Source organism: Streptomyces sp. NPDC045778 (assembly GCF_056431945.1).
Map to the genome: position 1 here is coordinate 113,564 of NZ_JBWKJZ010000008.1, position 24,935 is coordinate 138,498.

Consider the following 24,935-nt stretch of genomic DNA (forward strand, 5'->3'; position numbering starts at 1 on the left):
CGGGGGGTCTGGAGGCCACCAATGGACCACACGCCCGGCCCCGAGCCCGCGCCGCGGGACACCCCGGACCCGCTGCCCCATGGGGCGGAGCCGATCGCCCACACGGCGGACCCGACGCCGCGGTCGGCCGAAGCCGCCGCCCCGCCCCCGGCGCACACCGCGTACCACGCGGGCGGCAAGCACGAGCACCGCTGGCTGATCCTCGCGGTCATCGCCATCGCGCAGCTCATGGTGGTCCTGGACGCGACGATCGTGAACATCGCGCTGCCGTCCGCCCAGCGCGACCTGGGCTTCTCCGACGGCAACCGGCAGTGGATCGTCACCGCCTACGCCCTCGCCTTCGGCAGCCTGCTGCTGCTCGGCGGGCGCATCGCGGACCTGGTGGGCCGCAAGGCCGTCTTCATCGCGGGGCTCGCGGGCTTCGCGCTCGCCTCGGCCCTCGGCGGCGCCGCGAGCAGCTTCACCATGCTGGTCATCGCCCGCGCCCTCCAGGGCGTGTTCGGAGCGCTCCTCGCGCCCGCCGCGCTCTCGCTGCTCACCACCACGTTCACGGATCCGCGCGAGCGCGCCAAGGCCTTCGGCATCTACGGCGCCGTCGCGGGATCGGGCGCGGCGGTGGGACTGCTGCTCGGCGGCGTCCTGACGGAGTATCTGGACTGGCGCTGGTGTCTGTACGTGAACCTCGCCTTCGCCGCGGTCGCCATCATCGGCGGCGCCCGGCTGCTGCACCCGGGGGCGCCCCCGGACCGGCCGAAGCTGGACGTGCCCGGCACGCTGCTGGTCTCCGCGGGCCTGTTCTGCATCGTCTACGGCTTCTCCAACGCCGAGACGCACGCCTGGGGCGACTGGATGACGTGGGGCTTCCTCGTCATCGGTGCCGTGCTCGTCGCCGCGTTCGCCTGGTGGCAGACGCGGGCCGCGCATCCCCTGCTGCCGCTGCGGGTCGTGCTCGACCGGGACCGCGGCGCGTCGTTCCTCGCCATGTTCATCTCCGGCGCGGGCATGTTCGGCGTGTTCCTGTTCCTGACGTACTACATGCAGCAGATCCTCGACTACACACCGATCAAGACCGGCCTGGCGTTCCTGCCGATGGTCGCGGTGATGGTCGTGGTGTCCGTCCTCACCACCAACGTCCTCGTGCCACGGTTCGGCGCCAAGCCGATCGTGCCGCTCGGCATGGGCCTTTCGGCGGCGAGCATGGTCTGGCTGACGTCGCTCGGCACGAGCAGCGGCTACGGCGCGCACGTGCTGCCGCCGCTCCTCGTCATGGGCCTCGGCCTGGGCCTCATCTTCGCCCCCGCGATGAGCATGGCCACAGCGGGTGTCGCCGCGCACGACGCGGGGGTGGCCTCCGCGATGGTCAACACCACCCAGCAGGTGGGCGGTTCCATCGGAACGGCACTGCTCAACACCCTCGCCACCAGCGCCGCGACCAACTATCTGACCGGCAGGAAGCCGACGCCCGCCGTCCAGGCCCAGGCGCAGATGCACAGCTACGAGACGGCGTACTGGTGGTCGGCCCTCTTCTTCGCGATCGGCATGGTGGTGACCTTCGTCCTGTACCGCAGGGGCCGTCCGGCGGGCGGGCACCTGAGCGAAGGCGCGGTCCACATGTGAACGGGCGCGGATGAGCGGGGAGCGAGGCCGGCGATGACGACGCCTTCCCCCGCCGCGGCGCCCGCCGACGACGCCGGTGTGGCCCTGGCCTCACCGCGCGGCCGCTGGGTCCTCGGGTGCGCGGTGCTCGCCTCCGGGATGGCGCTGCTGGACGGCACGGTCGTCAACGTCGCCCTGCCCACCCTCGGCCGGGACCTCGACGCCTCGCTCTCCGCCCTCCAGTGGGTGGTCAACGCCTACATGCTCACGTTGTCCGCGCTGCTGCTCCTCGGCGGGGCGCTCGGCGACCGCATCGGGCGCAGGCGCACACTCGTCGTCGGCGTGGTGTGGTTCGCGCTGGCCTCCGCGCTGTGCGGGCTCGCTCAGGACGCGGGCACGCTGATCGCCGCCCGCGCCCTCCAGGGAGTGGGCGGCGCGCTCCTCACCCCCGGCTCTCTGGCCCTGGTGCGCTCCTCCTTCCGCGCCGAGGACCAGGCCAAGGCGGTGGGCGCCTGGTCGGGTCTGGGCGGTGTCGCCGGGGCGGTGGGCCCCTTCCTCGGCGGCTGGCTCATCGACGGACCGGGCTGGCGCTGGATCTTCCTCATCAACATCCCGCTGGCCGCCGTCGTCCTCGTCGCGGCCCGGCACGTGCCGGAGAGCCGCGACGAACACGCCGCCACCCAGCGGTTCGACGTCCCGGGCGCCGTGCTCGCCGCGCTGTTCCTGGCGGGCGTGAGCTTCGCGCTGATCGGCGCGTCCGGCGACGCGTCGGTCACCGCGAGCGTCCTGCCCGGGCTCGGCGGCCTGCTCGCGGGCGCCGCCTTCCTGGCCGTCGAGCACCGGCGCCACGACCCGATGCTGCCGCTAGGCCTGTTCCGCTCCGGCCTGTTCTCCGCGGCGAACGTCATGACGCTGTGCCTGTACGCCGCGATCGGCGGCATCCTGTTCCTGCTGCCCGTCCAACTCCAGACGACCCTCGGTTACGACGCGTTGCAAGCGGGCACGGCGACGCTGCCCATCACCGTCCTGATGCTGCTCCTCTCGGCCTCGGCGGGCGACCTGGCCCGGCGGGCCGGTCCGCGTCTGCCGCTCACCGTGGGCCCGCTCGTCGCGGCCGCCGGGGTCCTGCTGATGCTGCGGATCGGCCCCGGCTCCTCGTACGCCGCCGACGTGCTGCCCGCGGTCGTCGTCCTGGGCGTGGGCATGAGCGTGTTCGTGGCGCCCCTGACGGCGACGGTGCTCGCGTCGGTGGACGCCTCCCGCGCCGGCCTCGCCAGCGGTGTCAACAACACGGCCGCCCGCATCGCCCAGCTCCTCGTGGTCGCGGGCCTGCCGCTCGCCGTGGGCCTGAGCGGCACGGCGTACGCGGACCCCGACGCGCTGGACACCGCCTTCGGCAAGGCGGCGTGGGGCTGCGCGGGCCTGTTCGTCCTCGCGGCGCTCGCGGCGGTGGCCTTCGTCCGGCCGCGCCCCGCGGACTGGCACGCCGGGCCGGGCAACGCACCGCACTGCAAGGCCAATGTGGCGGTGTCGGCACCGCCGTTGGAGCCGGGGGCGTGTGGCGGGGAGGGGGACGAGGGCGGGCGTCGGCCCGCGTAGGACAGCCGCCGGCCCGCGCAGGGCAGGCGACTCAGGTCTGCGTACGGCGCAGCACGGCGGTCGCGAGCGCGTCCTTGAGCCAGGCCTCGTACTCGTCGTAGGACCAGGCGGCCTCCGTGACGAGACTGTCATGCACGCCGGCGCTCAGCAGGGCCACCAGGATGTCGGCGGCACGGGGGTCGACGGTGTGGCCTGCCGCCCGGATGCGGCCGACGGTGGCCTCGACGCCGAGCCGGTGCCGCCGCCCCGCCTCCGCCTGCGTCGCCGCGATGTCGGGGTCGACCGCAGCGCCCGATCCAAGGATGGTGACGATGTCACCGCAGCGCTCCCTGACCTGACGGGCGACCTTGGCGAGCATGCCGAGCAGTTCGACCGGGTCTGTCTCCCCCTCCGACGCGGCCAGGAGATCGGGGATGCCCGCTTCGTCGTCCAGGAGGTCGACGAGCCCGATGAGGACGCCCGCCTTGGAGCCGAAGTGGGCGTAGATGGTCTGCGGCGCGACACCGGCCTGTTGGGCGATGAGCCGGATCGGCGTACGCGCGTAACCCCGCTCGGCGAACAGGACGCGGGCCGCGCCGAGGACCGTGCGGAGCGTCAGCGCCTCACGCCTGTCGCGCAACCGGACGACGCCGGGGATGTCCACTGGCATGTATGCTCCACTTGGAACGTCGTTCTACTTAATGGATCCGAGTTCTAAGCTAGCAGGAATGGAGTCGTCATGACCATTTCCAGGTCCGTGGACGAGCTGCTCACCGGGATGGCCCGGGCGTGGAACGAGGGCGACGGTGCCGCCTGGGCGGCGCACTTCACCGAGGACGCGGTCTTCGTCGACGTGGTGGGCCGGGTCCAGCACGGCCGGGACGTGATCGCCGCGGAGCACCAGAACATCTTCGACACGATCTATCGGGGCAGCCGGTTCGCCATCCGGGTCCTCGACAGCCGCCCGCTCGCGGACGGCCTTCTGCTGCTGCACACCACCACGACCCTGCACGTCCCCGCAGGGCCGCGCGCGGGCGAATGGCAGGCGGTCCAGACGAAGATCGTGCGGGACGGGGAGATCCTGGCCTTCCACAACAGCGGGCGGATGGACCTCGCGGACTTCGCGCGCGACGACGAGGAGTTGGCCCGCCGGTCTCCGCAGGAGTGGCGCAGGGAGGGCTCCCACGAGCCCGACGGCTCCTAGCCCCGGCCGCCCTCCGCACCGCGCTCCGGCGTACGGCCCTGATCCTAAGCGGCCGGGTCCGTGCGCCGGGCGCGGCGGAGGCGGACGGTTCGCCTCCGCCAACCGCCGGGTCCCGTAGCCCAGTTGGACGCACGCCGGTGCCGGGTCCGTGCCCGCGAGGGCCTATCGTGTACGTCATGTCCGCTCCCGAGCTGATCCGCATCGTCTCCCGCTCCTCCCCCATGGCCCTGGCCCAGGTCGAGCGCGTACGCACCGAAATCGCCGTCCTGCACCCCGGGGTCCGTACCGAGGTCCTGCCCGTGACGACCTCCGGGGACCGCTGGATGGGCGATCTCGCGCAGCTCGGCGGGAAGGGCGCGTTCACCAAGGAGGTCGACGCGGCACTCCTCGCCGGCGAGGCGGACCTCGCCGTGCACTGTGTGAAGGACGTGCCCGCGGACCGGCCGCTGCCGCAGGGCACGACGTTCGCCGCGTTCCTCAAGCGCGACGACATCCGCGACGCGCTCATCCACCCGGACGGTCTCACCCTGGACCAGCTGCCCCCGGGCAGCCGGATCGGCACGTCGTCGGTGCGCCGCATCGCCCAGCTCGCCGCGTCCCACCCGCATCTGACGTGCGTGCCGATGCGCGGCAACGCGGGCCGCAGGCTGCAAAAGCTCGCGGCGGGCGAGGCCGACGCCCTGATGCTCGCCGTGTCCGGCCTGGAGCGGATCGACTCGATGCACCTGGTCTCCGAGGTGCTGTCCGTGGACACGATGTGCCCGCCTGTCGGCGCCGGGATCCTCGCGCTCCAGTGCCGCGAGGACGACGTCGCGACCATCGACCTGGTGAGCGGGCTCGGGGACCGCGACACCTGGCGCGAGGCCACGGCCGAGCGGATGTTCCTGCACGTGCTCCAGGGGCACTGCAACTCGCCGATCGCCGGGTACGCCCGCTGTGACGCGGGCGGCGAGCTGTCGCTGCGCGCGCGGGTCTTCACGCCCGACGGCAAGCGGGTCCTCAACGCCCACGAGTGGGCGGGCCCCCTCGACCCGGCGACGCTCGGCACCTCGGTGGCCGTGACGCTGCTGCGGCAAGGGGCGCGGGAGCTGATCGACTCGATCGCGCACTGACCCACTGGGCGGTGCGGCGCGCCTCAGCCCTTCGTCCAGGGCCTGAGCTTCTCGGGGTTGCGCACCGACCAGAAGCGGCTGATCCGGTCCCCCGCGACGTCGAACGCCACCACCGACGCGACGACGCCCTCGTGCTCGACCACCAGACCGGGCTGGCCGTTGACCGTCCGCTCCACGAGCATCAGGTCCGGCACCCGGTTGATCAGGTCGACGAGCTGACGCGCGACCTGCTCGCTGCCCACGGCCGGCGGCCCGGCGCTGACCAGGCCGCCACTGTCCGCGAGCCCCACGGCACCGGGGTCGAGGAGGCCCACGAGGGCGGCGATGTCCTTGGCCTCCCACGCCTCCTTGAACCGCCTGACGACGTCGGCCCGTTGTGCCGCCGTGGTCGCCGCGGGCGCGTCCGACGCGCGCATGCGGCGGCGCGCCGACGACGCCAGCTGACGGCACGCCGCCGGTGTCCTGCCGACGATCTCGGCCACCTCTGCGAAGGAGTAGCGGAAGACGTCGTGCAGGATGAACGCCACGCGCTCGGCCGGGGTCATCGACTCCAGCACCACGAGGAACGCCATGCTGACCGATTCGTCGAGCGTGACCCGGTCCGCCGGGTCGGCCGCCCTGCCTCCTGACCGCGCGTCGGCCCACTCCCTGTGGTCGGGCACCGGCTCCGGGAGCCACTCGCCCACGTAGCTCTCACGCCGGACCCGCGCCGAGCCGAGCAGGTCGAGGCAGATCCGGCTCGCGACCTTTGTCAACCAGCCCCCGGGTGACGCGATCTCCTCCCGCTGCTTCCGCGACATCGCGTACCAGCGGGCGTACGTCTCCTGTACGACGTCCTCGGCGTCGGCGAGCGAACCGAGCAGCCGGTACGCGACATTGATCAGCTGCCGCCGCTCGCTCATGATCGCGCTCAGGCTCGGGTCGAGCCGGTCGTCCTCGGACTCGTACGGGGTCTTCATGGTGTCGCTGCTCCTTCGGGCGGGTGTGCGGTCGTCGGTACGGCTGCCATCAGTACCGCCATCGGTACCGCTGCCATCAGTACGGCTGCGTGAGTGCGGCTGCCGTCAGTACAGCTGTCGTCAGTACAGCTGTTGTCAGTACGACGAAACAGCCCGCCGAAATGTGAGATCGGAGCGGCACCTCACATTTCACGCGGTTGTCTCGTCGGACATGTGGGGCGGGCACGGCTCGCACCCGTGGGACGAACGCGATCCCGCGCACACCGGCTCATCGATACGGCGCGGCCCGACTGCCGCGCGTACCAAGGAGATCATCATGGAAGCCCGTCTCGACTTCCTCACCAACCCGGTATCGGGCAAGGCCATCAAGCACCTCGCCATGGCGGGCAAGGTGCTCGCGGAATCCTCCCTGCCCGCCGCGGTCCGGGAGCTGGTGGCGCTGCGCGCCAGCCAGATCAACGGCTGCGGCTTCTGCGTCGACATGCACACCAAGGAGGCCGCGCAGGCAGGAGAGACCCCCACGCGTCTGAACCTGCTCGCCACGTGGCGAGAGGCCTCGGTGTACACCGAGGCCGAGCGTGCCGCACTGGAGCTGGCGGAGCAGGGCACCCGCATCGCCGACGCGGCGGGCGGTGTCACCGACGAGGCGTGGGCCAACGCGGCCAAGCACTACGACGAGGACCAGCTCGCCGCCCTCGTCACGGAGATAGCCGTCATCAACGCCTTCAACCGCCTGAACGTCATCACCGGGCACCCTGGGGGTGACTACCAGGTCGGGCAGTTCGGCTGAGACAGCCCGGGTGGGCGCGGGGCATCGGCTTCCGCCGGGCCCCGCGCCCGCCCGGTCCCGGTGTCAGCGGATCGGCCGGAACGAGTAGTAGGTGTGGAACGGGTCGTTCCACGAGAAGCCAGGGGAGACCAGTGCGGTCGCGCTGCCGGAGCAGTTGCTGGTGGGCCACAGGTGGATCGTGCGGTTGGTCTTGTTGGTCCCACGGATGGCGCCGGAGGTGTTGTAGCAGCGGCCGACCTCCGGGTCGAACTCGATGGTGCGCAGGCCGTTGTTGTCGTAGTACTCGAGTAGCAGGGTCCGCCGCCGGGCGGCGGGCAGGCGGATTCTCGGGCCTCGGCGGCCACTCTCGACCCGGTCGCGCCGCCCGTCTGGGCCAGGCCGGTGGGACCAAGGGCGAGCACACAGGTCACCGATACTCGTCCGGACACTTCCGGATCATTCCGGACACTTCCGGATCGTTAGGCCCCTGCCGCACGCTCGTCCATCACCCACACGAGCGGGAGCGGCACGCAGGGGGTTCGTTGGCCGGGTGCTCGGGGCGCCAGGGGACTCGTCGGCCGGGCACTCGCGGCACCGGGTGCTCGGGGCGTGGGGGCCGTCGTCTGGGGGAAAACCCCCAGGTCAGTCGGAGGAAAATCACCGTTCCTGCGGTGCTGGTGGGCGGCCTAGCGTGAGGTGTGTTGACCACGCCGGGCGCTGGCCGGGCTTGCCGCAGGAGTTGTGATGATCGAGGTCCAAGGGCTCACCAAACGGTATGGGCCGACCACGGCCGTAGACGCCTTGAGCTTCGAGGTGCACCCCGGAGCGGTCACGGGCTTCCTCGGGCCGAACGGCTCGGGCGAGTCGACGACGATGCGCATGATCATGGGCCTGGACAAGCCCGACACCGGCTGGGCCCGTATCTCCGGACGTGGGTACGGAGAGCTGAGCTGGCCCCTGCACACAGTGGGGGCGCTCCTGGAGGCTCGCACCTTCCATCCGGGCCGCAGCGCGCGGGCGCATTTGACGGCGCTCGCGGCAGGCGGTGGCATCGCGCGGGCGCGGGTGGACGAGGTGCTCGGCGCCGTCGGCCTGAGCGACGTCGCCGGGCGGCGGGCGGGGACATTCTCGCTGGGCATGGCCCAGCGTCTGGGGATAGCGGCCGCACTCCTGGGCGACCCGGAGGTGCTCCTCTTCGACGAGCCGGTGAACGGCCTCGACCCGGAAGGCGTGCGCTGGATCCGGGAGTTGATGCGTTCTCTCGCCGCCGAAGGCCGCACCGTCCTGTTGTCGAGCCATCTCATCAGCGAGATGGCGCTCACCGCTGACCACTTGGTGGTGATCGGACAGGGAAGACTGCTCGCCGACACCTCGGTGCGGGAGCTGACCGCGGACGGCCGCTCGCTCGAAGAGGCGTTCTTCGAGCTGACCAGCGGCTCGGCCGGATACCGCGGCGTCACCACCCACCCGCTCCCCCAAGCTCCCCAGCGACCCCGCGGTGTCACCGAGCCCGCCGACACCGAGAGGAATCCGCGATGACCACGCTCACCCCCCTCACCACCCCCGCCCGCGTCTCCCCCGGCTACGGCTTCCGGCAAGCCGCCCACATGGAGTGGGTCAAGCTGCGCACACTGCGCTCCTCGTTCTACGCGCTGCTGCTCACCGTGGTCGGCATGGTCGCGATCGGCATCGTCACCATGGCCAACACCAAGGCGCCGTCGCCGGACAAGGCAGCCACCTTCGACCCGACGAACAACGTCCTCGCGGGTGTCGCCCTCGGCCAACTGCTCATCGGCGTCCTCGGCGTCCTCATCATCACCGGGGAGTACTCCTCCGGGTCCATACGCTCCACGTTCGCAGCGGTCCCCGACCGCCGCCTGCTCCTGGCCGCCAAGGCGTCGGTGTACGGCGGAGTGGTGCTCCTGGTGGGCGAGGCCGTCGCCTTCCTGACATTCCTCGTGGGGCGCGCCGCGCTCGCCGACGGGGTGCCAAGGCCGGGCCTCGGTGACTCCGGTGTCCTGCGGGCCGTGCTGATGTCCGGTGCCTATCTGGGCATGATCGGCCTGATGGGCCTGGGAATAGGCGCGATCACCCGGCACACGGCGAGTGCCATCGCCTCGCTCGTCGGCGTCACCTTCGTCCTGCCCGCGCTCATCGGCGGCATATCGGGCCCCACTGTCGCCAAATACTTCCCGACCATGATCGCCGGTAACTCCCTCGCGGTCGCCAAGCCCGTCTCCGACATGCTCGCCCCATGGACCGGGTTCGCTGTCCTGTGCCTGTACACGGTCGTCGTCCTCGGTGTGGGCGCGCGGCTGTTGGCCCGGCGCGACGCCTGACAGGAAAATGATCACCATGCACGACACCAGCGCGGCCACCCCCCGCTCTCCCTCCCCCGCCACCCCGGCGCGTTCCTTCCTCCGAGCCGTCCTGCGGGCGCCGCTCGCCCGGCGTGCCTGGAGAGAGGCCGCGTACTGCCTGCTCACCTTTCCGCTCGGGCTGGTGGGCGGCGTCGTCCTGACCGTGCTGCTCGCCCTGGGCGCGGGCCTGACGGTGTCGCTGCTCGGCGCCGTCGTCGGCATCCTGATCCTGGTGACGGGAGTGCGGTTGGCGCGGGCCCTCGGTGCGGTGCACCGGCGCATGGCCTCCGGCCTCCTCGGCGAGCGGCTGCCCGCCCTGGAGCCACCGCAAGCAGGCACGGGGCTCTTCGGACGGCTCGACGCGGGACTGCGGGACGGCACGGGATGGCGCGCCGTGTCGTACGTCCTGGTGAAACTGCCGGTGAGCGCGCTCGGGATGTACGCGGTGCTGTGGTGGCTGACCGGTCTGGTCAACGTCACGGCGCCCCTGCGATGGGCGGTCTTCGGTCAGCAGCCCGATTCCGGCGACGTGGGCGGCATGCCCGTCCTCACACCCATCCCCGTCGGCAGCCTCGAAGTGGACACCTTCGCCGGGACGTTCGCGGCGCTCGCGCTCGGTGTGGCGCTGCTGGTGCTCGCGCCGTGGCCGACCCGGCTGGTGGTGGAGGCCGACCGTTGGCTGCTGCGCGCCCTGCTCGGCACGAGCCGGCTGGCCGACCGGGTGCGTGACCTGGAGGAGACCCGTGCCCTCGCGGTCGACGACTCGGTGGCACTGCTGCGCCGCGTGGAGCGCGATCTGCACGACGGCGCACAGGTCCGGCTCGTCGCAGTCGCCATGAGCCTGGACATGATCAAGGAGCGGCTCGGCGGGCCGGACACGGGGGACAGAGCCGAGCCGACCGCCGACTCCCTCGACCTGGCCCGTGTACGGCAACTCGTCGAGGGGGCCCATCGCAACGCCACCGAGGCACTCACAGAGCTGCGCGACCTCGCCCGGGGCCTGCACCCGCCGGCGCTCGACGACGGTCTGCCGGACGCACTCGCCACGCTCGCCGCCCGCAGCAGCATCCCGGTCGACCTCACCACCCATGTACCCCGGCGCCCCACCCCCGCCATCGAGACCATCGCGTACTTCTGCGCGGCCGAACTGCTCACCAACGTGATCAAACACAGCGGCGCCACCCAGGCCATCCTCACGGTGGACGAGTGCCACGACGGGATGCTGCGGCTCCAGGTCGTCGACGACGGCCGGGGCGGCGCGACGATCGGCGCGGGCAGCGGACTCAGCGGCCTCGTCCAGCGGGTGCGGCCCGTCGACGGCCGACTCGTCGTCCACAGCCCCGAGGGCGGACCGACGACAGCGGTCGTCGAGCTGCCGATGCACGCGTGAGAGCATGCAGCTATGCGTGTCGTGATCGCCGAGGACGCCGCCGTGCTGCGGGAACTGCTGGCCCAGATGCTCGCGGAGCGGGGCCATGAGGTGTGTGCCGCTGTCGGTGACGCGGAGGCGCTGCGCGCCGCGGTGGCCGAGCACCGGCCGGACATCACCGTCGTCGACATCCGGATGCCGCCGTCGCACACCGACGAGGGCCTGCGGGCCGCGATCGACATCCGCCGCGCCCACCCAGGCACGGGGGTGCTGCTGTTCTCCCAGTACGTGGAGACGAAGTACGCCACGCGGCTGCTCGCCGACGGCTCGGCAGGTGTCGGCTATCTGCTCAAGGACCGGGTGGCCAACGTCGCGGAGTTCACCGATGCCCTGGAGCGCGTGGCGGCAGGCGGCACCGCACTCGACCCGGAAGTCGTGACCCAGCTCGCGGGCGCCAGCCATCGCGCGGCGGAGTTGGCGCGGTTGACCGAGCGGGAGCGGGAGGTGCTGAAACTGATGGCGGAGGGCCATTCGAACGCGTCGATCGCGCAGGCCCTCGTGGTGTCGGCGGGCACGGTGGAGAAGCATGTGGCGGCGGTCTTCGACAAGCTGGGGCTGCCCGCCTCGCACGACCACAACCGCAGGGTGCTCGCGGTGCTCCGCCATCTGCGGGCCTGACGGAGGCCCAGACCCGACGCCCCCTATGCCGGAGTGCGGGGGCCCTGGCGAGGCGTGGCCATGCGCGGAGGTTCCCGGCGGATGCTCACCAAGTACAACTCCGCGCGAATTCAGGGAAATTGGCACATCCTGTTGCCCAAGGGGGCGTTTCGCGGGACATTGCCCTGAGCGCCGACTGCGGCGGTTTGTCACGGTCTCTGAAGACCGGCGGCACCACGTGAGGGGGCGGCGCAGGGGGGAGGCCCGCTGTCATGGGCGCCGGCACGGACATGTACGCCCAGTGGGCGGTCGGCATGCTCGAAGCCCTGGAGCGATCACCGGCACAGGGCACGGACGAGGAAGCGCTCGTGTCCCGGCGGGCGGAGTTCCGCTCGGCCGTCGCCCATCTGCTCGGGGAGGCACGTGATCCGCTGGCCATCGGTGTGGTCGGGGAGTTCAGCGCGGGCAAATCGCTGCTGATCGAGGCGCTGCTCGGGATGCCGGGCCTCCTGTCGGTGAGCCACGTGCCGACCACCGGGAACGTGACGGCCATCCGCATCGACCAGTCCGGCGACAGCGAGCCGCCGACGCTGCAAGAGCGCGCGGTCGTCTACTGCACGGCGCCCGAGACAGCCGAGCTGATGGCACATCTGCACGGCAGGCTCCAGGCGTTGGCGGGCCTGGAGGGTCTGGGCGAGCGGGGGCTCGGTGAGCTGCGCACGGCACGCCCGGGCTCCGAGGGGTGGCAGCCGCTGGTGGACTGGTGCCGCCGGTACGGCCGTTCCGCGCAGGGCTCCAAGATGAGCGCGGTGGCCGCGGAGACCCTGCTGCTGCACGACGCGTACGAAGAGGGCGCGCCCCTGCTCGGGCGACGCTACGACCTGTCCGACGCACAGGCCAAGCAGGCCATGTCGCTTCCCGGCGTGCCGGAGAGCCGGGGCGGCGGCTGGGACAGGCACAGCACGGTGGCGCCGGGCGGCCGGATCCCGGACGACGTGCTCACCGCGTGCGTACCGCTGATCAGGAGGATCGAGCTGCGGGTGCGGGTGCCGCGGGCCGTGTGGGACCTGGCGGACGTGGGCGCGCTCACGCTGATGGACTTCCCCGGCCTGAACAGCCCCAAGTCGGGCGAGCGGGACCGGTTCCTGAGCCGTCGCGAGCTGCGCGACATCCACACCGTCCTGGTTTTGATGAACGCCCAGCGCGGGCCCGTGGCCAGTGAGCAGGACTTCTTCGACATGCTGCGCGAGCCCACGGCGGACGGCCGGGACCGCAGGTCGGACGAGGAGCTGCGCGAGAGCATCCTGGTCGCGGGCGGCCGCTTCGACCAGCTGCCGATCGACGACGCCGCCGGGCTGCGGGCGGCGCTCCTGGACGCCCCCGAGCCCCTGACGGAGCGACGGCTGCGCGGCCAGCCCGACACCGCGGTGCTCGACAAGGTCGTCGAGGCCGCGCAGTCGCTGCTGCCGGCGGGGCAGCACAAGCAGCTCGTCCTGGTATCCCCCATGGTGGGACTCGCCGCGCTGCGCGCATCCGGAACCCTCGGCCGCGAGGGGGCGGACGCGCTGCGCACCCGCGTGCGCGAGGCGGGCGACGACACCACCGGTCAGCCGGCGCTGACCGGCCTGTGGGCGCGCGTGGCCGACCGGCTCGAAGCGGATGCCCCGGGCAGCCAGCTGATCCGGGCGCTGCGGGCGTACACCCAGGACGGCGGGCTCCGGCTGCTGCGCGGTGAACTCACCGGGCACGCCCGGGAGCACGGCGGCACCCTCAAGGCGGGCGCGGTGCGCCGCCGGGCCGGGGCGGTGGACCGGGCCCGGCTCGCGCTGATCGCCGCGGAGCGCTCGGCGCACCCGGGGGTGGAGTACCCGCCCGCCTACCAGGAGATCCAGCGGACCCTCCACGCCACGCGGCAGGCGCTGGCCGCGCTGCGCGAGGTCCTGGTCCTGGAGCGGGCCACGGACGGGGCGCGCGGCGACGACGCGCTGCGCCGGTTCCTGGTCGACGAGGCCGCCCTGGCGGTCGCCGCGTGGCCGCAGTGGAAGGAGCTGTTCGCGGCGGTGGACCGCGAGCGGCACCTGGTCGTGGCGCCGCACGCCACCGAGGGCGACGCGGACTTCGCCCAGCACGTGCGGGACGAACTGGCGCTCCTCGGTATCTTCGGCCAGGAGTCCGCCACCGCGGAGAGCGATCCGGCCCCGGGCATTCCGGATGGCCCCGAGGAACTCCTCGTGGCGTTCCGCGCGTCCCACGAGGCACTCCTGGCCCTCGTCCACGACCGGATCCGGGCCGCGTACGAGGAGCGGCTGGACGACCACGCCGGCACGTTGGAGGACCTGCGCCGGGGCTGGATCGAGATCACCGCGGAGGAGCAGCGGCGCGGTGTGCTGCCCGCGCCGCGCCGGGACCGGCTCGGCGCGCTGATCGCCACGACCAACCCGGAGTGGTACCGCGCCGAGCTGCGGCAGACGGTGCCTCCGCAGCCGGATCCGGCGGACGTCGACGCGGGCTTCCCGCTGCGGCTCGACCGCTGTTTCCCGTGGCATCCGGACCAGCCCGAGGACCGGGACCCGCTGGAGCGTCACGTCGCGCATGTGGTCCGGATGCGGCGCGAGCTGGTCGCCGCCCTCGTGGACCTGGTGCACGGCCATCTGGCGGCCCATCAGGCGGAGTTCGCGCGGCAGGCGGGCAAGGCCCTGGCCCAGGGCGAGCGGTTCGTGAACGCCACCGACACGCCCGAGCTGCTCCTGTCCGGGCTGCGGGCCGAGGGCGCGGCCCAGGGCGCCGCGCCACTGGACCTGGCGGCGCGCCTGGAGGCGATGCCCCCGCCCCGGTCGGCCGCGCACCCCGGGACGCCCCACGGCGCGCGGATGTCCACCGTCAAGAGCCCCACCACCACGCCACCCACCACAGCGCCCACCGCCCCGCGCACGGCCTGACCCACGGAGACGCCATGGGACTGCACGCCCGTTTCGTAACCTCGGGGCCGTCCTGTGTGGCGGACGCCCAGGGCGGCGGATTCACCCTGCTCGGCCCGCTGTCGGCCGTGCAGCTGCCCGACGTGGAGCTGCGGCCGAGCGGCGGCGGTGTCGTCGTCAGCAGAGCCGAGGTGCTGCGCACGAACCCCGGACTGCCCGTGCTCGACGACTCCGCGCTCGTCGGCGCGTTCCGGTCGGTGGAGGGCCAGGTCGTTCGCGTGCCGACGACCGTACGGGCGCGCGGTGCCGTGGCGCTGGCCGAGCCGCTGGGCCGGACCGTGCTGCCGCTGATCGTCCGCTTCACGCATCACGAGATCGATCCGGCCACCGGACGGCCCGTGGGCACCCCGCGGGCGACGACCGAGGTCACCACCACGCTCCGCCTCGACATGGCCGTGCCGCCGCCGATCCCACCGTCCCCGCCGGCCTTCCCGGCCACCGCCACGCCGGCCTCCGGCTCGGGCTCGGGCTCGGGCTCGGGCCAGTGGTACGACCCCCATCTGTGGTCGCCGCCCACGGCAGGCAAGCCCCCCGAGCACGCCCCCGCGCACCCCGCGTCCAGCTCCACTCCGAACACGCCTCCCGTGGTCCCGCCCCGGGCCCCCGCGACGGCCGCACCCGGCGGCTCCGGCCCGCACCGGGTGCCGGAGGGCGCCGTACGCCACTTCGGCTTCGCGGCGGTGGACTTCGGCACCACGAACTCCACGGTCACCGTCCACGACATGCGCCAGCTCGACGTACGCGCCATGTCGCGGTACCAGGAGGCGCGCCTGCGCGAGGAACTCATGCGGCTGCTCGCCGATCCGGAGGCGTGCGCCGGCGAGCGGGGGCAGTGGCACGAGCTGCTCTCCGACGTCGCGCGGCAGTACCTCACGGACGGCGACGCCCCGCGCGCCGGGGCGAGCGATGGGCAGGCGCTCGCGGACGCCCTGGAGAGCGGGTACGGCGGCGACGGCTGGGTGCACGCGCTGTACACCGCGCTCGAACTGCGGGTCGCTTCCCGGGACGAGCGGCTGCGCCGGGCGGCGGCCCCGCTGCTGCACCAGTGCTACCACCGGGCCTTCGACGAGCTGCCGCTCGACGTGCTCAGGCTGTTCTCCGTCGACCTCGACCAGTCCGGCGGCACGGAGCTGGCCAGCCGCATCGAGGTGGTCGCCACCGACCCGGAGCTGCGCGTGCGGATGGGTCAGGAGCGGGTCCCGGTGGGCGGACTGCCCACGGGCAGGACCCAGTCCTACCGGGGCGTCAAGCAGTACCTCGGGCGCGATCACGAGATGCCCGGCCTCGAACCCTTCACCGCCGACGACCTGATCCGCGAGGGGCTGCGCTACCTGCTCGACCAGACCGACGACTATCTCGCCGCCAACCCCAAGGAGTTCCACCAGGGCAGGCTCGACCACGTCGTCATGACGTACCCGACGGTGGCGCCGCCCGGTGTGCGGCGCAGGCTGCGGGAGCTGGTCGGCACGGGGGCCGACGGCGCGGGCGACGGACTCGGCGTGACGCTGGTGGACACCCAGTTCGACGAGGCGGTGGCCGCCGCGCTGTTCTTCATCATGCGGGACTTCGGCGGTGACTTCGTCGCCGGTGTCGAGGCGTTCCGGGCGCGCTGTCGCCCGCTGCCCGGCACGGACCGGGCCTGGCAGCAGAACGTCCTGGTCATCGACATCGGCGGCGGCACCACGGACCTCGCCCTGATCAACCTGCGCCTCAAAGACGCGACGCCGGACCCGGTGCCGGGGCAGGACCCGAGGTTCACCGGCCGTCTGTACGTCCTCACGCCCACGCTGCTCGGGTCCACCGGGCACCTCCAGCTGGGCGGGGACCTGATGACGCTGCGCCTCTTCCGCTGGTACAAGGCCGCCTTCGCCGACCATCTGCTCACCGGCAAGGCCGAGCGGTTCGAGCACGTCGTGGGCTCGCTCAAGAGCCCGTACGCTGTCGACGGCCGCTATGTGCCGCGCACCCTGCTCGACCGCGACCCCGAGATCGAGGGGTATCCGGCGGACCTGGTGGACCGCGTCGTGCCGACGCGCTGGAGCGCCGACACCGTGGTCACGGCGTCCCGCGAGGACGCGGAGCAGACGTTCTGGCTGCTGTGGCAGCTCGCCGAGGACGCCAAGTTCCGGCTCGGCGCGGGCGAGGCCGCGTACCAGCCGCTGCCGGAGACCCTGGAGGCGCTTCTGGGCCGGCTCGGGGCAGGGGGCGCGAACGGCGCGGCGGGCGGCGCGTGGACGCCGGTGCTCGACGCCAAGACGTTCGCGGAACTCCTCGCCCCTGACCTGCAGGAGATCATGGATCTCGTGGTGGCCCTCACGAAGAACATCGTGACGGCCAGCGAACTCGACCGGATCTTCCTGACCGGCAAGAGCAGCCGGATGCCGCTGGTGCGCCACGCCCTGGAGCGGCGGCTGCGGCAGGAGAGCGAGGTGCGCTGGAACCCCGCGGGCATCGCTGTGGAGAAGGAGTACGGCAAGAAGGCGACGTCCATCGGCGCCTGCTGGGGCCACCACGTGCGCCGCTTCGCGCACACCGTGCGCAACGCCCGGGGCGTCCTCGGCCGCGGCCGGTACGTGCTGCGCATCGAGGTGGACAACCTCAGCTACTACCTGCCGTGCGACTTCGGGCCGACGTACCAGCTGGCGGCCAACGACCCCACGCACGCCCTGCTCCGGGTCGGCGCGCGCCTGAGCCCCATCGGGCCCGGCGGCACCTGGGCGGTGCGCAGCAAGTGGCAGAGCCTGCCCGCGAGCCTGCGCATCCACCGCAACATCGGCACCGGCTGGAAGGAGTGGGGCGCCTTCGACCCCGACGCCTGGGCCCGGCTCCAGGAGCCCGAGTTCAGCCTGAACATGGCGGAGTGGACCCGCGAGGCGAGGTTCCAGGTGGAGGTGAACGCCGACCTCGACCTGGCCGTGCACCTCGCGCGCGGGGCGCCGCAGTACGAGGTGGACGGCCCTGCCCCGGTCCAGGTCGACCTCGGCGGCGCGCCCGGCGGCCCGTGGGTGCCGATCGAGATCGTCGCCGACAACCGGGTGGCCGGGGACCGCCCCGACAAGGGCGTGGTCGTCTTCAGCCTCCCGCGGGACCCCCGTCGCCCCGCCGCGGCGGAAGTCGAGCCGCCGCGCTTCGACGAGGTGTTCCGGGTGCGGGGCGCGGGGCCGCGCGCGCGGGCGGTGCGGGGCATGACGAGCGGTCCGATCGGCCCGCCCCCGTACGACGGCTGGTCGTTCTACGTGCGCTATCCCGGCGAGCCCGACCGCAAGTGGGATCTGCTGGGCGTCGTGTCCGTGCCCGAGCGGAGCGGCACGGAAGGGGCGTACGGCACGGAAGCGGTGGAGGCCGAGGAGGGAGTCTCGTACGTGGCGACGCTCGACGAGCAGGGGCGGCTGCGGGTGCACCGGGCGCCGGTCCCCTATTGGAGGGCCGATTCGCTGGCCGGGATGTGGGGTGCGCCGGGTTCGGTGTTCCGGGTGGACATGAGCGACACGAAGGCCTCGTACATCGCCGAGCGCGATCCGTTCAACGGCGGGCACTGACCGCCGTGGACGCGCTGCGCAGGCTCAGCCGACGGCCGGATTCGCACCTCGCGGCCCTGGCACGCGCCCATCTGGCGGGGTTGCGGGCCGCGTTGGGCGTGGCCCTGGAGGCGTTGCCCGACGACGCGGGCGCGCCGGAGTGCCGGGACGCGCTCGCGGAGGTGGAAGCGGCGCTCGCGCCGGACGGCGCGCCCCCGGAGAAGGCCTCCGGCTCGCTCCCGGAGGGAACCCCTGCCCCCGGCGGGGCCGCGGGGTCGGGAGCCGATGAGAGCACTCCGCCGATGGGCACACCCGTGCCGGTCAGGCGGGAGCCGGTCGCGCGGGAGCCGGTCGCGCGGGAGCCGGTCGCGCGGGAGCCGGTCGCGCCGGTGCCCCCGGAGCCGGCCGTGCGGCCCTCCCCCAAAGCCGATCCCGAGCTGGCCGAGCTGGCCGAGGAGTTGACGCGGAGCCAGGAGAGCGCCACCTTCCTCGGCCCGCTGACCGTGCCCGGGGCCCACGACACGGCCGTGCTGTGGCGCTGGTTCCAGCTGACGCTGCTGCGGCTGCCGCACGCGTACGCGACGCGGTGGCGCGGGCGGGCGGACCGGCTGGCGGTGGCGGAAGGGGCCGCGGTCGAGGGGCGGTGGGACGAGTGGCGGGCGCTCGACGGCGCCGATGTGCTGCTGCCGCCGCTGCCGCGTGCGGGGGTCACCGGCGTGCGGCTCGGCGCGGCCGGGCCCCTGGCCGACTGGGCGGTGACCGCCGCGGGCGGCGGCCACGGCGGGCACTGGACGGCCGGTGACCTGCGGTCACCGCTCGCCGTCTGCGTCATCATCGGCGGGTGGGTGACCGAACTGGCCGCCCTGGACGATCAGTTGCACCACTGCTTGGAGAGCGTCGCGCACCGGGGCGTGGCGCCGCTGTGCGACGCCGAGCACCGCGCGGCCTACCAGCTGGAACTCACCCAGCGGATCGGCCGCCTGGCCCGGCAGACACCGGGCTCGCCCGAGGAGCTGCGGGCCGCGCTCGCGGTGGACGAGGCGCTGTGCTCGGTGCTTCACCTGCCACCGGCCGCGCCCGGCAGCTGGTGGGCGCGGGTCGCCGAGGCGTCCCAGCTGGTCGTGCTCGAACTGCGGCGCCGGGTGCGGGACAGCGGCGCCGACGTCGCCGTGCAGGTGCTCCCGCCGACCTATCGCGAGGCGCGACGCCGTACCGGAGGCAACGACATCCCCCTGGACGCGGGCGGCCGCAAGGGCCAGGTCCTCGCCGGGCTGCGGCTGTGGGCCCGCGTCGACGGCCGGGAGCTGCCGGGCCGGGCGGTGTACCGGGCGTAAGACGGCGGCGGTGCGCGGGCAGGCGCGTGCGCCGCCGGCCAGGCGCGGCTACTTCCCGGTCTCCGGGCGCTGGCCGTGGTGCAGGAGGACGTCGCAGCGCGCGACGCGATAGCGCACCGGAAGCTCCGCGGTCCTGGGCACCCTGCCGTCGCGCACGCCGGTGAGGACGTCGTCGACCAGCCGCTGGAGGTCCGAATCACCGGGCCCACGCCGGGCGATGCCCCGCTGTGCGAGGCGCGTCAGGTCCTGCGGGCGGTCGGTGACGACGGCCACGAAGGTCTCGGGGCGGGGCGTGCCGCGGGGCAGGCCGTCGGGCCAGTACAGCTCGATGCCCGCGAGCCGGTGGCTGCCGGGCAGCCGGAACAGTTCGTAGTGGCCGCCCGGGTCGAGGGCGACGCCGGCGGGCTCGGCGGTGGTGAGCTGAGTGACGGCGCCACGCAGGCCGATGTCGAACACGGACACGTGGCGGCGTTCGGCGCCCCGGTTGTGGATGCGGACGACGATCTCGTCGCCTTCGAAGACGTGGGCACCACTGCGGTCCAGGGGCTGTCGCGTGCCGTCGGCGTACAGCAGCGCGTAGTGGAAGGTGACGTCGTCGGGCAGTGCGGCCGGGCCCGTGCCGGAGGCCAGGGCGCGGACGTGGGCGGCCCGGGCGAGCTGTTGGAGGTCCTGGGTGAGGGAGTCGAGCGCGGTGTCGGTGGCCGGGGTCGCGGTGGCGCGCAGCGGCTCGCCTTCGGCGTCGGCCAGGCGCAGCCCGTCGGCGGTGAGGGTGAGGGCGGCCAGGGCCGGTTCGTCGCTCCGGGCGATCCGCAGATGGGCGCAGGCGCGCAGCCGGGCGGACACGCGGGCGTGATCGGGGTGGCCTGCGGGTTCGACGAGGACGGGTCGGCGGCCCAGGGAGACGCGGAGCGGGTGTGCCTCGGTGCCTGGGGGCGGGTACTCCTCGCGCCGCGGCCCGGCGTCGCCCTGGAGGCGCAGCCGGGCACTCCATGCCTCGACGCGGTCGACGACGGCGGTGGTGAGCGGCCGCTCCGGGTCGCCGCCCGGGGGCACCAGCGCGTACTGGTCGCCCACGGCGATGCCGAACAGCTCCGCGCCGTCCAGATACGCCCCGTCCCGGTCGACGGCCACCGGCAGCGCCCCGGTGCCCGGCCGCTCCGTGGTGTCGAACAGGAGCCGGTCCGCAGGCCCTTCGACTTCCGGCCGCTGGGAGGGGATGACGTCGAGGACGGCGGGCCGCAGAAGGCCCAGGAGGGTGCGCCAGGTCAGACGGTGGGCGCCCGGGGCGCGCAGCAGCCGGGCGAGGCTCGCGGTGAGCAGACCGCGCGGGCCGTCGAAGCCGGGCACCTGGACTTCCCAGGCACTGGCGTCGGGTTCGCAGGCCACGAGGCGTACGACGGACGGGTTCGACTCGGCGGGGCGGCCCGTGGAGGGCGGGGCGGCCCGCACCGCCGTCCGCCAGGCCTCGTACACCGTCGCCCAGTCGTGGTCGGCGGGGCGCGCCTTGGGCCGCTGCCGGGCGGTGCGGGCCATGCGGGCGGAGTGGCAGCTGTCGATGATGGCCGTGACGTTCGCGGTGCGAGCGCTCAGCTCGTTCTGGAGCAGGCTCAGCTCGTCGGCGAACAGGCCGCGGAACGCGCCGTGCGGGCCGGGTTCGTCGATGTCGGTGGGGCACAGGTACTGGAGGCGGGAGGGGCGTGCGGGCGCGGGGCCGGAAGCGTGCGCCTGGCCGCCGTGGCCCGAGTAGTAGACGACGGCCGCGTCCCCGGCCTCGGTGGCGCCGATGAGCGCGCGGTAGGCCTGGACGACGCCGCGGCGCGTGGCGTTCCGGCCCGTGACCCGGGTCGCCTCGAAGCCGAGGGGGGTGAGGGTGTCCGCCATGAGCGCGACGTCGGCGTGCACGCCGCGCAGCGTTCCGGTCTGGCAGCCGATGAGCAGTGCCCGTTTACGCATCGTGGTCCTCCGGGTTGGTGCGGTGGGCCGCCCGGCCCTCTGCGTGGTCGGCGCGGGGTCACCCGCCGATGTGGATGAACGGAGCCCAGTGGTAGGGCAGTGGGGACGTGCGCCGCGTGAGGGCCGTGGGCGGGCGGCCGTCGCGTGCGCACGCGGCCGCGGCACCGCCGCCGGTGGTCTCGCGCAGGTGCTCGTACGCCGTCGCGCGCCCGTCGGCGTCGAGGGCGCGCAGGCGGCGCTGTGCCGTCGTGAGCGCGTCGGCCACCGGTGTACCGGGGCGGGCGAGCAGCGCTTCGTAGAAGTACGTCATGAGGACGGCCCCGGAGGCGTCGTCGACGGGCCACAGCGACACGATCGCGTGCCGGGCGCCCGCCGCGACGGCGGCCCGGACCAGGCCGATGACGTCGCCTCCCGCGGTGGCCGTGCCGCGTCCCGTGTGGCAGGCGGAGAGCACGACGAGGTCGGCGGTCAGGTCGAGTCCGGTGACATCTCCGACGGTCAGCCGGTCGTGCCCGGCGAGCGCGACGTGGCTGCGGTGCGGGCCGCGCTCGTGCAGCACGCCGTGGGTGGCCAGGTGCAGGACGGCGCGGCCGGGCGCCGAAGCGGTGACGGCGGCGGCCGTCGCGGCCTCACCGAGCAGCGGCTCGGTGCCGAGGAGCCGGGCGACGGCCCGTACCTCCGTGGCCGTTCCGGGCAGCCGGGCGAGTCCTCGGCCCGGTGCGTACGCGGGGTCGCCGACGAGCAGCGCGGGCGCGTCGCGGCGCGGTGGCCGGGCGCCGCCGGGCCGGGTGATGAGGGAGGCCGAGGGCAGCTGGGAGAGCACGCAGCGCTCCCCCAGCGGCACGTCACCGAGCGGCAGGACGGCGAACGGCACGAGGGTGAGCGCCCGGTGCGGCACCACGTACAGGCGGCGACGGCTGCGCACGGCGTCCGCGACGGGGTCGAGGAGCAGGCGCGCCAGGGCGCCCGCGTCCGCGGCGTCGTGGTGGCCGCCCGCGCACGCGGTGTGGAACCGCCTGACGGCGCAGGCGAGATCGCGGTGGTGCACGGTCCGGCGGGTGTGGCGGGCGCCGTGCCGGTCGACGGCCCAGATCACCAGGTCGTCGTCGAACGTCTCGTACATCAGGAGCAGCGCGTCGTCGGACAGGGCGGCGCGCACGGCGTCCAGGCGGGTGCCGCGCACGCGCCGCTCGCCGTCGGGGCGTGCGCGCAGCAGGCCCGGCGCGTGCGCGGCCACGTGCGTCTCGGCGGCTTCCAGCTCGTCCTCGGCGGCGAGGACGGTGGTGCGCAGCCGGGCGGAGGACGGGGTGCGCGCGGCGTCGCGGGTCACGCTGTCCGCGAGGCCCTCGTAGGCGGCCGCCCAGGCCGAACCGGCGCGCAGCCAGCGGCGGGCCGCGTCGAGCGGCAGCCCGGGCGGCAGGTCGTCGAGGGCGCGCAGCACGTCGACGGCGATGCCGCGGCAGCGGTCGGACAGCTCGAAGGCGAGGGCGCGTTCGGCGTCGGGGTCGACGTCGCCGTGCGGGCCCGCCGGGTCGCGCCGGGCCGCGTCGGCCCGGCAGAGGTGCGCGCGAGCCGTGACGTGGTACATCGCGGCGACGTTCACGTCGTCGGTCATCGAGGTGCGCAGGACGTCCCGTACGAGCTGGTCCGACCACCGCTCGAAGCGGGTCACCGCGTCCTCGCCCACCCGTGCGGCGGTGGCGTGGTCGCCGAGGGCCCCGGCGAGTTCGGCGCGGCGCGCCAGGTCCTCCCAGGGGCGCTCCGGGTCGCCGTGCCAGGACGTCTCGTCGAGTACGCCCAGGGCGTGGCGCGCGGTGTGCGGGTCGCCGAGGCGCAGGAAGAGGCTGACGGCGTGGTCGGGGTGCAGGCCGCCGTGCCGGAAGAGGCGGGACGCGAGGGCGTGGGCCTGCTGCCGGAGGCCGAGGTCGTACAGGAGCGCCGTCCGCAGCAGCGCGTCGTCCCCGGCGCGGTCGAGCGCGGCCCGGAGCGCGGCGTGCGCCTCGTCGCGGAACCCGGCCTCAAGGGCCCTCCGGCCCCGGTGGCGCAGCAGTTGGGCGGGGGCGCGCCGCAGGCTCTCCCGGACGATGTCGACGGCCTGCCGCGCGGGCGGCCAGGATCCGGCCAGGCGTTCGGCCGTGGCGACGACCTCGTCGAGCCGGGCCTGGGCGACGCCCTTCAGGTCCGGGTCGGCGAGCGCCTCCACGGCCCGGTCGAGCGTCAGGGCGAGTTCGGCGGCGCGCAGCCAGGTCCGTGCGTCGGCGCCCGGCTCGCGGAGCAGGGTGGTGGCGTGCGCGGTGTCGGCCGCGAGGAGCACGGTCGAGGCCTGCCGGAAGTTCAGCCGGTCCACGAGGTCGACGTACGCGCGGTCCGTGAGGTCCGCCTCCAGGGGCGCGGTGATCCGGGCGGTGACGAAGCGGGCGGCGCGCAGACAGCGCAGGGCGGCCAGGGTCAGCCCCTCGCGCTGCCAGGCGGCGGACCGCGTGAGCAGGAGCCGGACCAGGCCCTTGAGGTAGCTGGTGCTGCCGTCCTCGCGGCACCAGCGCGCGAGTTCGTCGAGGTCGCGGCGGTCGGCGTCGGTGCCGTCGGCGAGATGGTCGAGCAGGCGGTGCGTGGTGGCGAGCGCTGTGAGGGCGCCCGCGCCCGCGCGGTCGGCCAGGGCGGCGGCGCGCTCGCCGTGGCGGGCGCGGGCGGGCCCGTCGCCGCGTGTGCGGGACAGGTGGGCCAGGCGCAGGGCGACGCGGGCGCGGCCGCGTGGGGCGGGCAGCCGTGTGTAGAGGGCGTCGGCCGCCTCGTAGTGGGACCGGGCCATGGCCGGGTCGACGGGTATGTCCTCGGGGGCGGCGCCCGGTTCGGCCGCGCCCACCGGGCCGAGGCGCAGGCCCAGGAGGTCGGGGTGGGAGCGCGGCGTGAGCGCCGCGTCCCCTTGGAGGAGGTAGACCCGGGCGAGCACCCAGGGGTCTCCGTGCGCGTGGTGGCGGCACCGGTCGAGGGCGGCCAGGACGTCGGCGTCGCGTCCCGCGCGGCGGGCCACGTCGGCGGCCGCGAGGTGGACGTGCGCCCGCGCCCAGCGCACGAGCCCGGCGTCCGTGCCCGGCACGTCGTTCGCCTGCCGTTCCGTGTCGCGCAGCACGTGGGCGACGGCCTCGTGGTCGCCGCCGGTCCGGGCGTTCTCCGCGATGGCGCGGGCGGAGAGGAGCTGGGGCAGGAAGCGGGCGGCCCAGAACTCCACCAGGGCCGCGTCGCCGACGGGCTGCCTGGGCGGCCCCGCCGCCAGGCGCTCCGCTTCGCCCTCGGCGAGGGCGGCGCCCGTGCCGCCCGGATACCAGTTCAGGTCGAGGGCGTGGGCCGCCACGCGCAGCGCGGCGGCCATGTCGTCGGCGGCGCCCGGCTCGCGCACGCCCGCGAGCCGGCGCAGGGCCCGTCGGGGCTCGCCCGCCGCGAGGGCCCGGGCGCTCGCGACGAGCGGGTGCTCGGGCCGCGCGGCGTCCTGGCCGAGCCCGGGTTCACCGGTGAGCAGTATGCGGAGCACGTCGTGGGCGATGTCCATC

At 74.2% G+C, this 24,935-nt stretch carries 16 protein-coding genes; 12 read left to right on the plus strand and 4 right to left on the minus strand.

The features are described 5' to 3' along the window. Positions 1 to 21: 21 nt before the first annotated feature. The gene (locus AC07GB_RS12945; RefSeq protein WP_478844534.1) at positions 22 to 1,617 is read left to right on the plus strand and encodes an MFS transporter; all 1,596 of its coding nucleotides are present in this window, start codon (positions 22 to 24) and stop codon (positions 1,615 to 1,617) included. 33 nt (positions 1,618 to 1,650) lie between these two features. Then, entirely contained in the window at positions 1,651 to 3,195 is a 1,545-nt protein-coding gene (locus tag AC07GB_RS12950; protein ID WP_478844536.1) for an MFS transporter, read from the plus strand. 31 nt (positions 3,196 to 3,226) lie between these two features. Here AC07GB_RS12950 and AC07GB_RS12955 read toward each other — a convergent pair whose 3' ends face one another. Further along, positions 3,227 to 3,844, minus strand: a complete 618-nt coding sequence (locus tag AC07GB_RS12955) for a TetR/AcrR family transcriptional regulator (protein WP_478844538.1) — start codon at positions 3,842 to 3,844, stop codon at positions 3,227 to 3,229. 69 nt (positions 3,845 to 3,913) lie between these two features. Between AC07GB_RS12955 and AC07GB_RS12960 the strand changes: the two genes are divergently transcribed. Both AC07GB_RS12960 and hemC read left to right on the plus strand, forming a co-directional pair. Continuing rightward, complete coding sequence (locus tag AC07GB_RS12960; RefSeq protein ID WP_478844540.1) at positions 3,914 to 4,378, plus strand: SgcJ/EcaC family oxidoreductase; 465 nt, start codon at positions 3,914 to 3,916, stop codon at positions 4,376 to 4,378. Between the two features lie 176 nt (positions 4,379 to 4,554). Beyond that, positions 4,555 to 5,490 carry a hydroxymethylbilane synthase gene (gene hemC, locus AC07GB_RS12965; RefSeq protein ID WP_478844542.1) on the plus strand — a complete coding sequence of 312 codons (936 nt, stop codon included), beginning with the start codon at positions 4,555 to 4,557 and terminating at the stop codon, positions 5,488 to 5,490. A gap of 23 nt (positions 5,491 to 5,513) precedes the next feature. On the opposite strand, the gene sigJ is transcribed toward hemC, so the two are convergent. Then, positions 5,514 to 6,449 (minus strand): RNA polymerase sigma factor SigJ, encoded by a 936-nt coding sequence (sigJ, locus tag AC07GB_RS12970; protein WP_478844544.1) that lies wholly within the window; start codon positions 6,447 to 6,449, stop codon positions 5,514 to 5,516. 316 nt (positions 6,450 to 6,765) lie between these two features. On the opposite strand from sigJ, the gene AC07GB_RS12975 reads away from it, so the two are divergent. The 8 genes from AC07GB_RS12975 to AC07GB_RS13010 all read left to right on the plus strand — a co-directional run bounded on the left by AC07GB_RS12975 (position 6,766) and on the right by AC07GB_RS13010 (position 19,434). Then, positions 6,766 to 7,239 (plus strand): carboxymuconolactone decarboxylase family protein, encoded by a 474-nt coding sequence (locus tag AC07GB_RS12975; protein WP_478844545.1) that lies wholly within the window; start codon positions 6,766 to 6,768, stop codon positions 7,237 to 7,239. A 723-nt stretch (positions 7,240 to 7,962) separates the two neighbouring features. Continuing rightward, complete coding sequence (locus AC07GB_RS12980) at positions 7,963 to 8,757, plus strand: ABC transporter ATP-binding protein (protein ID WP_478844547.1); 795 nt, start codon at positions 7,963 to 7,965, stop codon at positions 8,755 to 8,757. Continuing rightward, positions 8,754 to 9,557, plus strand: a complete 804-nt coding sequence (locus AC07GB_RS12985) for an ABC transporter permease (protein WP_478844549.1) — start codon at positions 8,754 to 8,756, stop codon at positions 9,555 to 9,557. Before AC07GB_RS12980 ends, AC07GB_RS12985 begins: the two co-directional genes overlap by 4 nt. Before the next feature lie 16 nt (positions 9,558 to 9,573). Continuing rightward, complete coding sequence (locus AC07GB_RS12990; RefSeq protein ID WP_478844551.1) at positions 9,574 to 10,968, plus strand: sensor histidine kinase; 1,395 nt, start codon at positions 9,574 to 9,576, stop codon at positions 10,966 to 10,968. Positions 10,969 to 10,980: 12 nt separating this feature from the next. Continuing rightward, positions 10,981 to 11,625, plus strand: coding sequence for a response regulator transcription factor (locus AC07GB_RS12995; protein ID WP_478844553.1), 645 nt, complete (start codon positions 10,981 to 10,983; stop codon positions 11,623 to 11,625). 251 nt (positions 11,626 to 11,876) lie between these two features. After that, a complete protein-coding gene (locus AC07GB_RS13000; RefSeq protein ID WP_478844555.1) occupies positions 11,877 to 14,543 on the plus strand; it encodes a dynamin family protein in 2,667 nt (888 codons plus the stop codon). 14 nt (positions 14,544 to 14,557) lie between these two features. After that, positions 14,558 to 18,121, plus strand: coding sequence for a hypothetical protein (locus tag AC07GB_RS13005; protein WP_478844557.1), 3,564 nt, complete (start codon positions 14,558 to 14,560; stop codon positions 18,119 to 18,121). A 5-nt stretch (positions 18,122 to 18,126) separates the two neighbouring features. Next, positions 18,127 to 19,434, plus strand: coding sequence for a hypothetical protein (locus AC07GB_RS13010; RefSeq protein WP_478844559.1), 1,308 nt, complete (start codon positions 18,127 to 18,129; stop codon positions 19,432 to 19,434). Between the two features lie 48 nt (positions 19,435 to 19,482). On the opposite strand, the gene AC07GB_RS13015 is transcribed toward AC07GB_RS13010, so the two are convergent. Together AC07GB_RS13015 and AC07GB_RS13020 are read right to left on the minus strand one after the other, a co-directional pair. Continuing rightward, positions 19,483 to 21,387, minus strand: coding sequence for a caspase family protein (locus AC07GB_RS13015; RefSeq protein ID WP_478844560.1), 1,905 nt, complete (start codon positions 21,385 to 21,387; stop codon positions 19,483 to 19,485). 58 nt (positions 21,388 to 21,445) lie between these two features. Beyond that, positions 21,446 to 24,934 (minus strand): CHAT domain-containing protein, encoded by a 3,489-nt coding sequence (locus AC07GB_RS13020; RefSeq protein ID WP_478844562.1) that lies wholly within the window; start codon positions 24,932 to 24,934, stop codon positions 21,446 to 21,448. Between the last annotated feature and the right edge of the window lies 1 nt (position 24,935).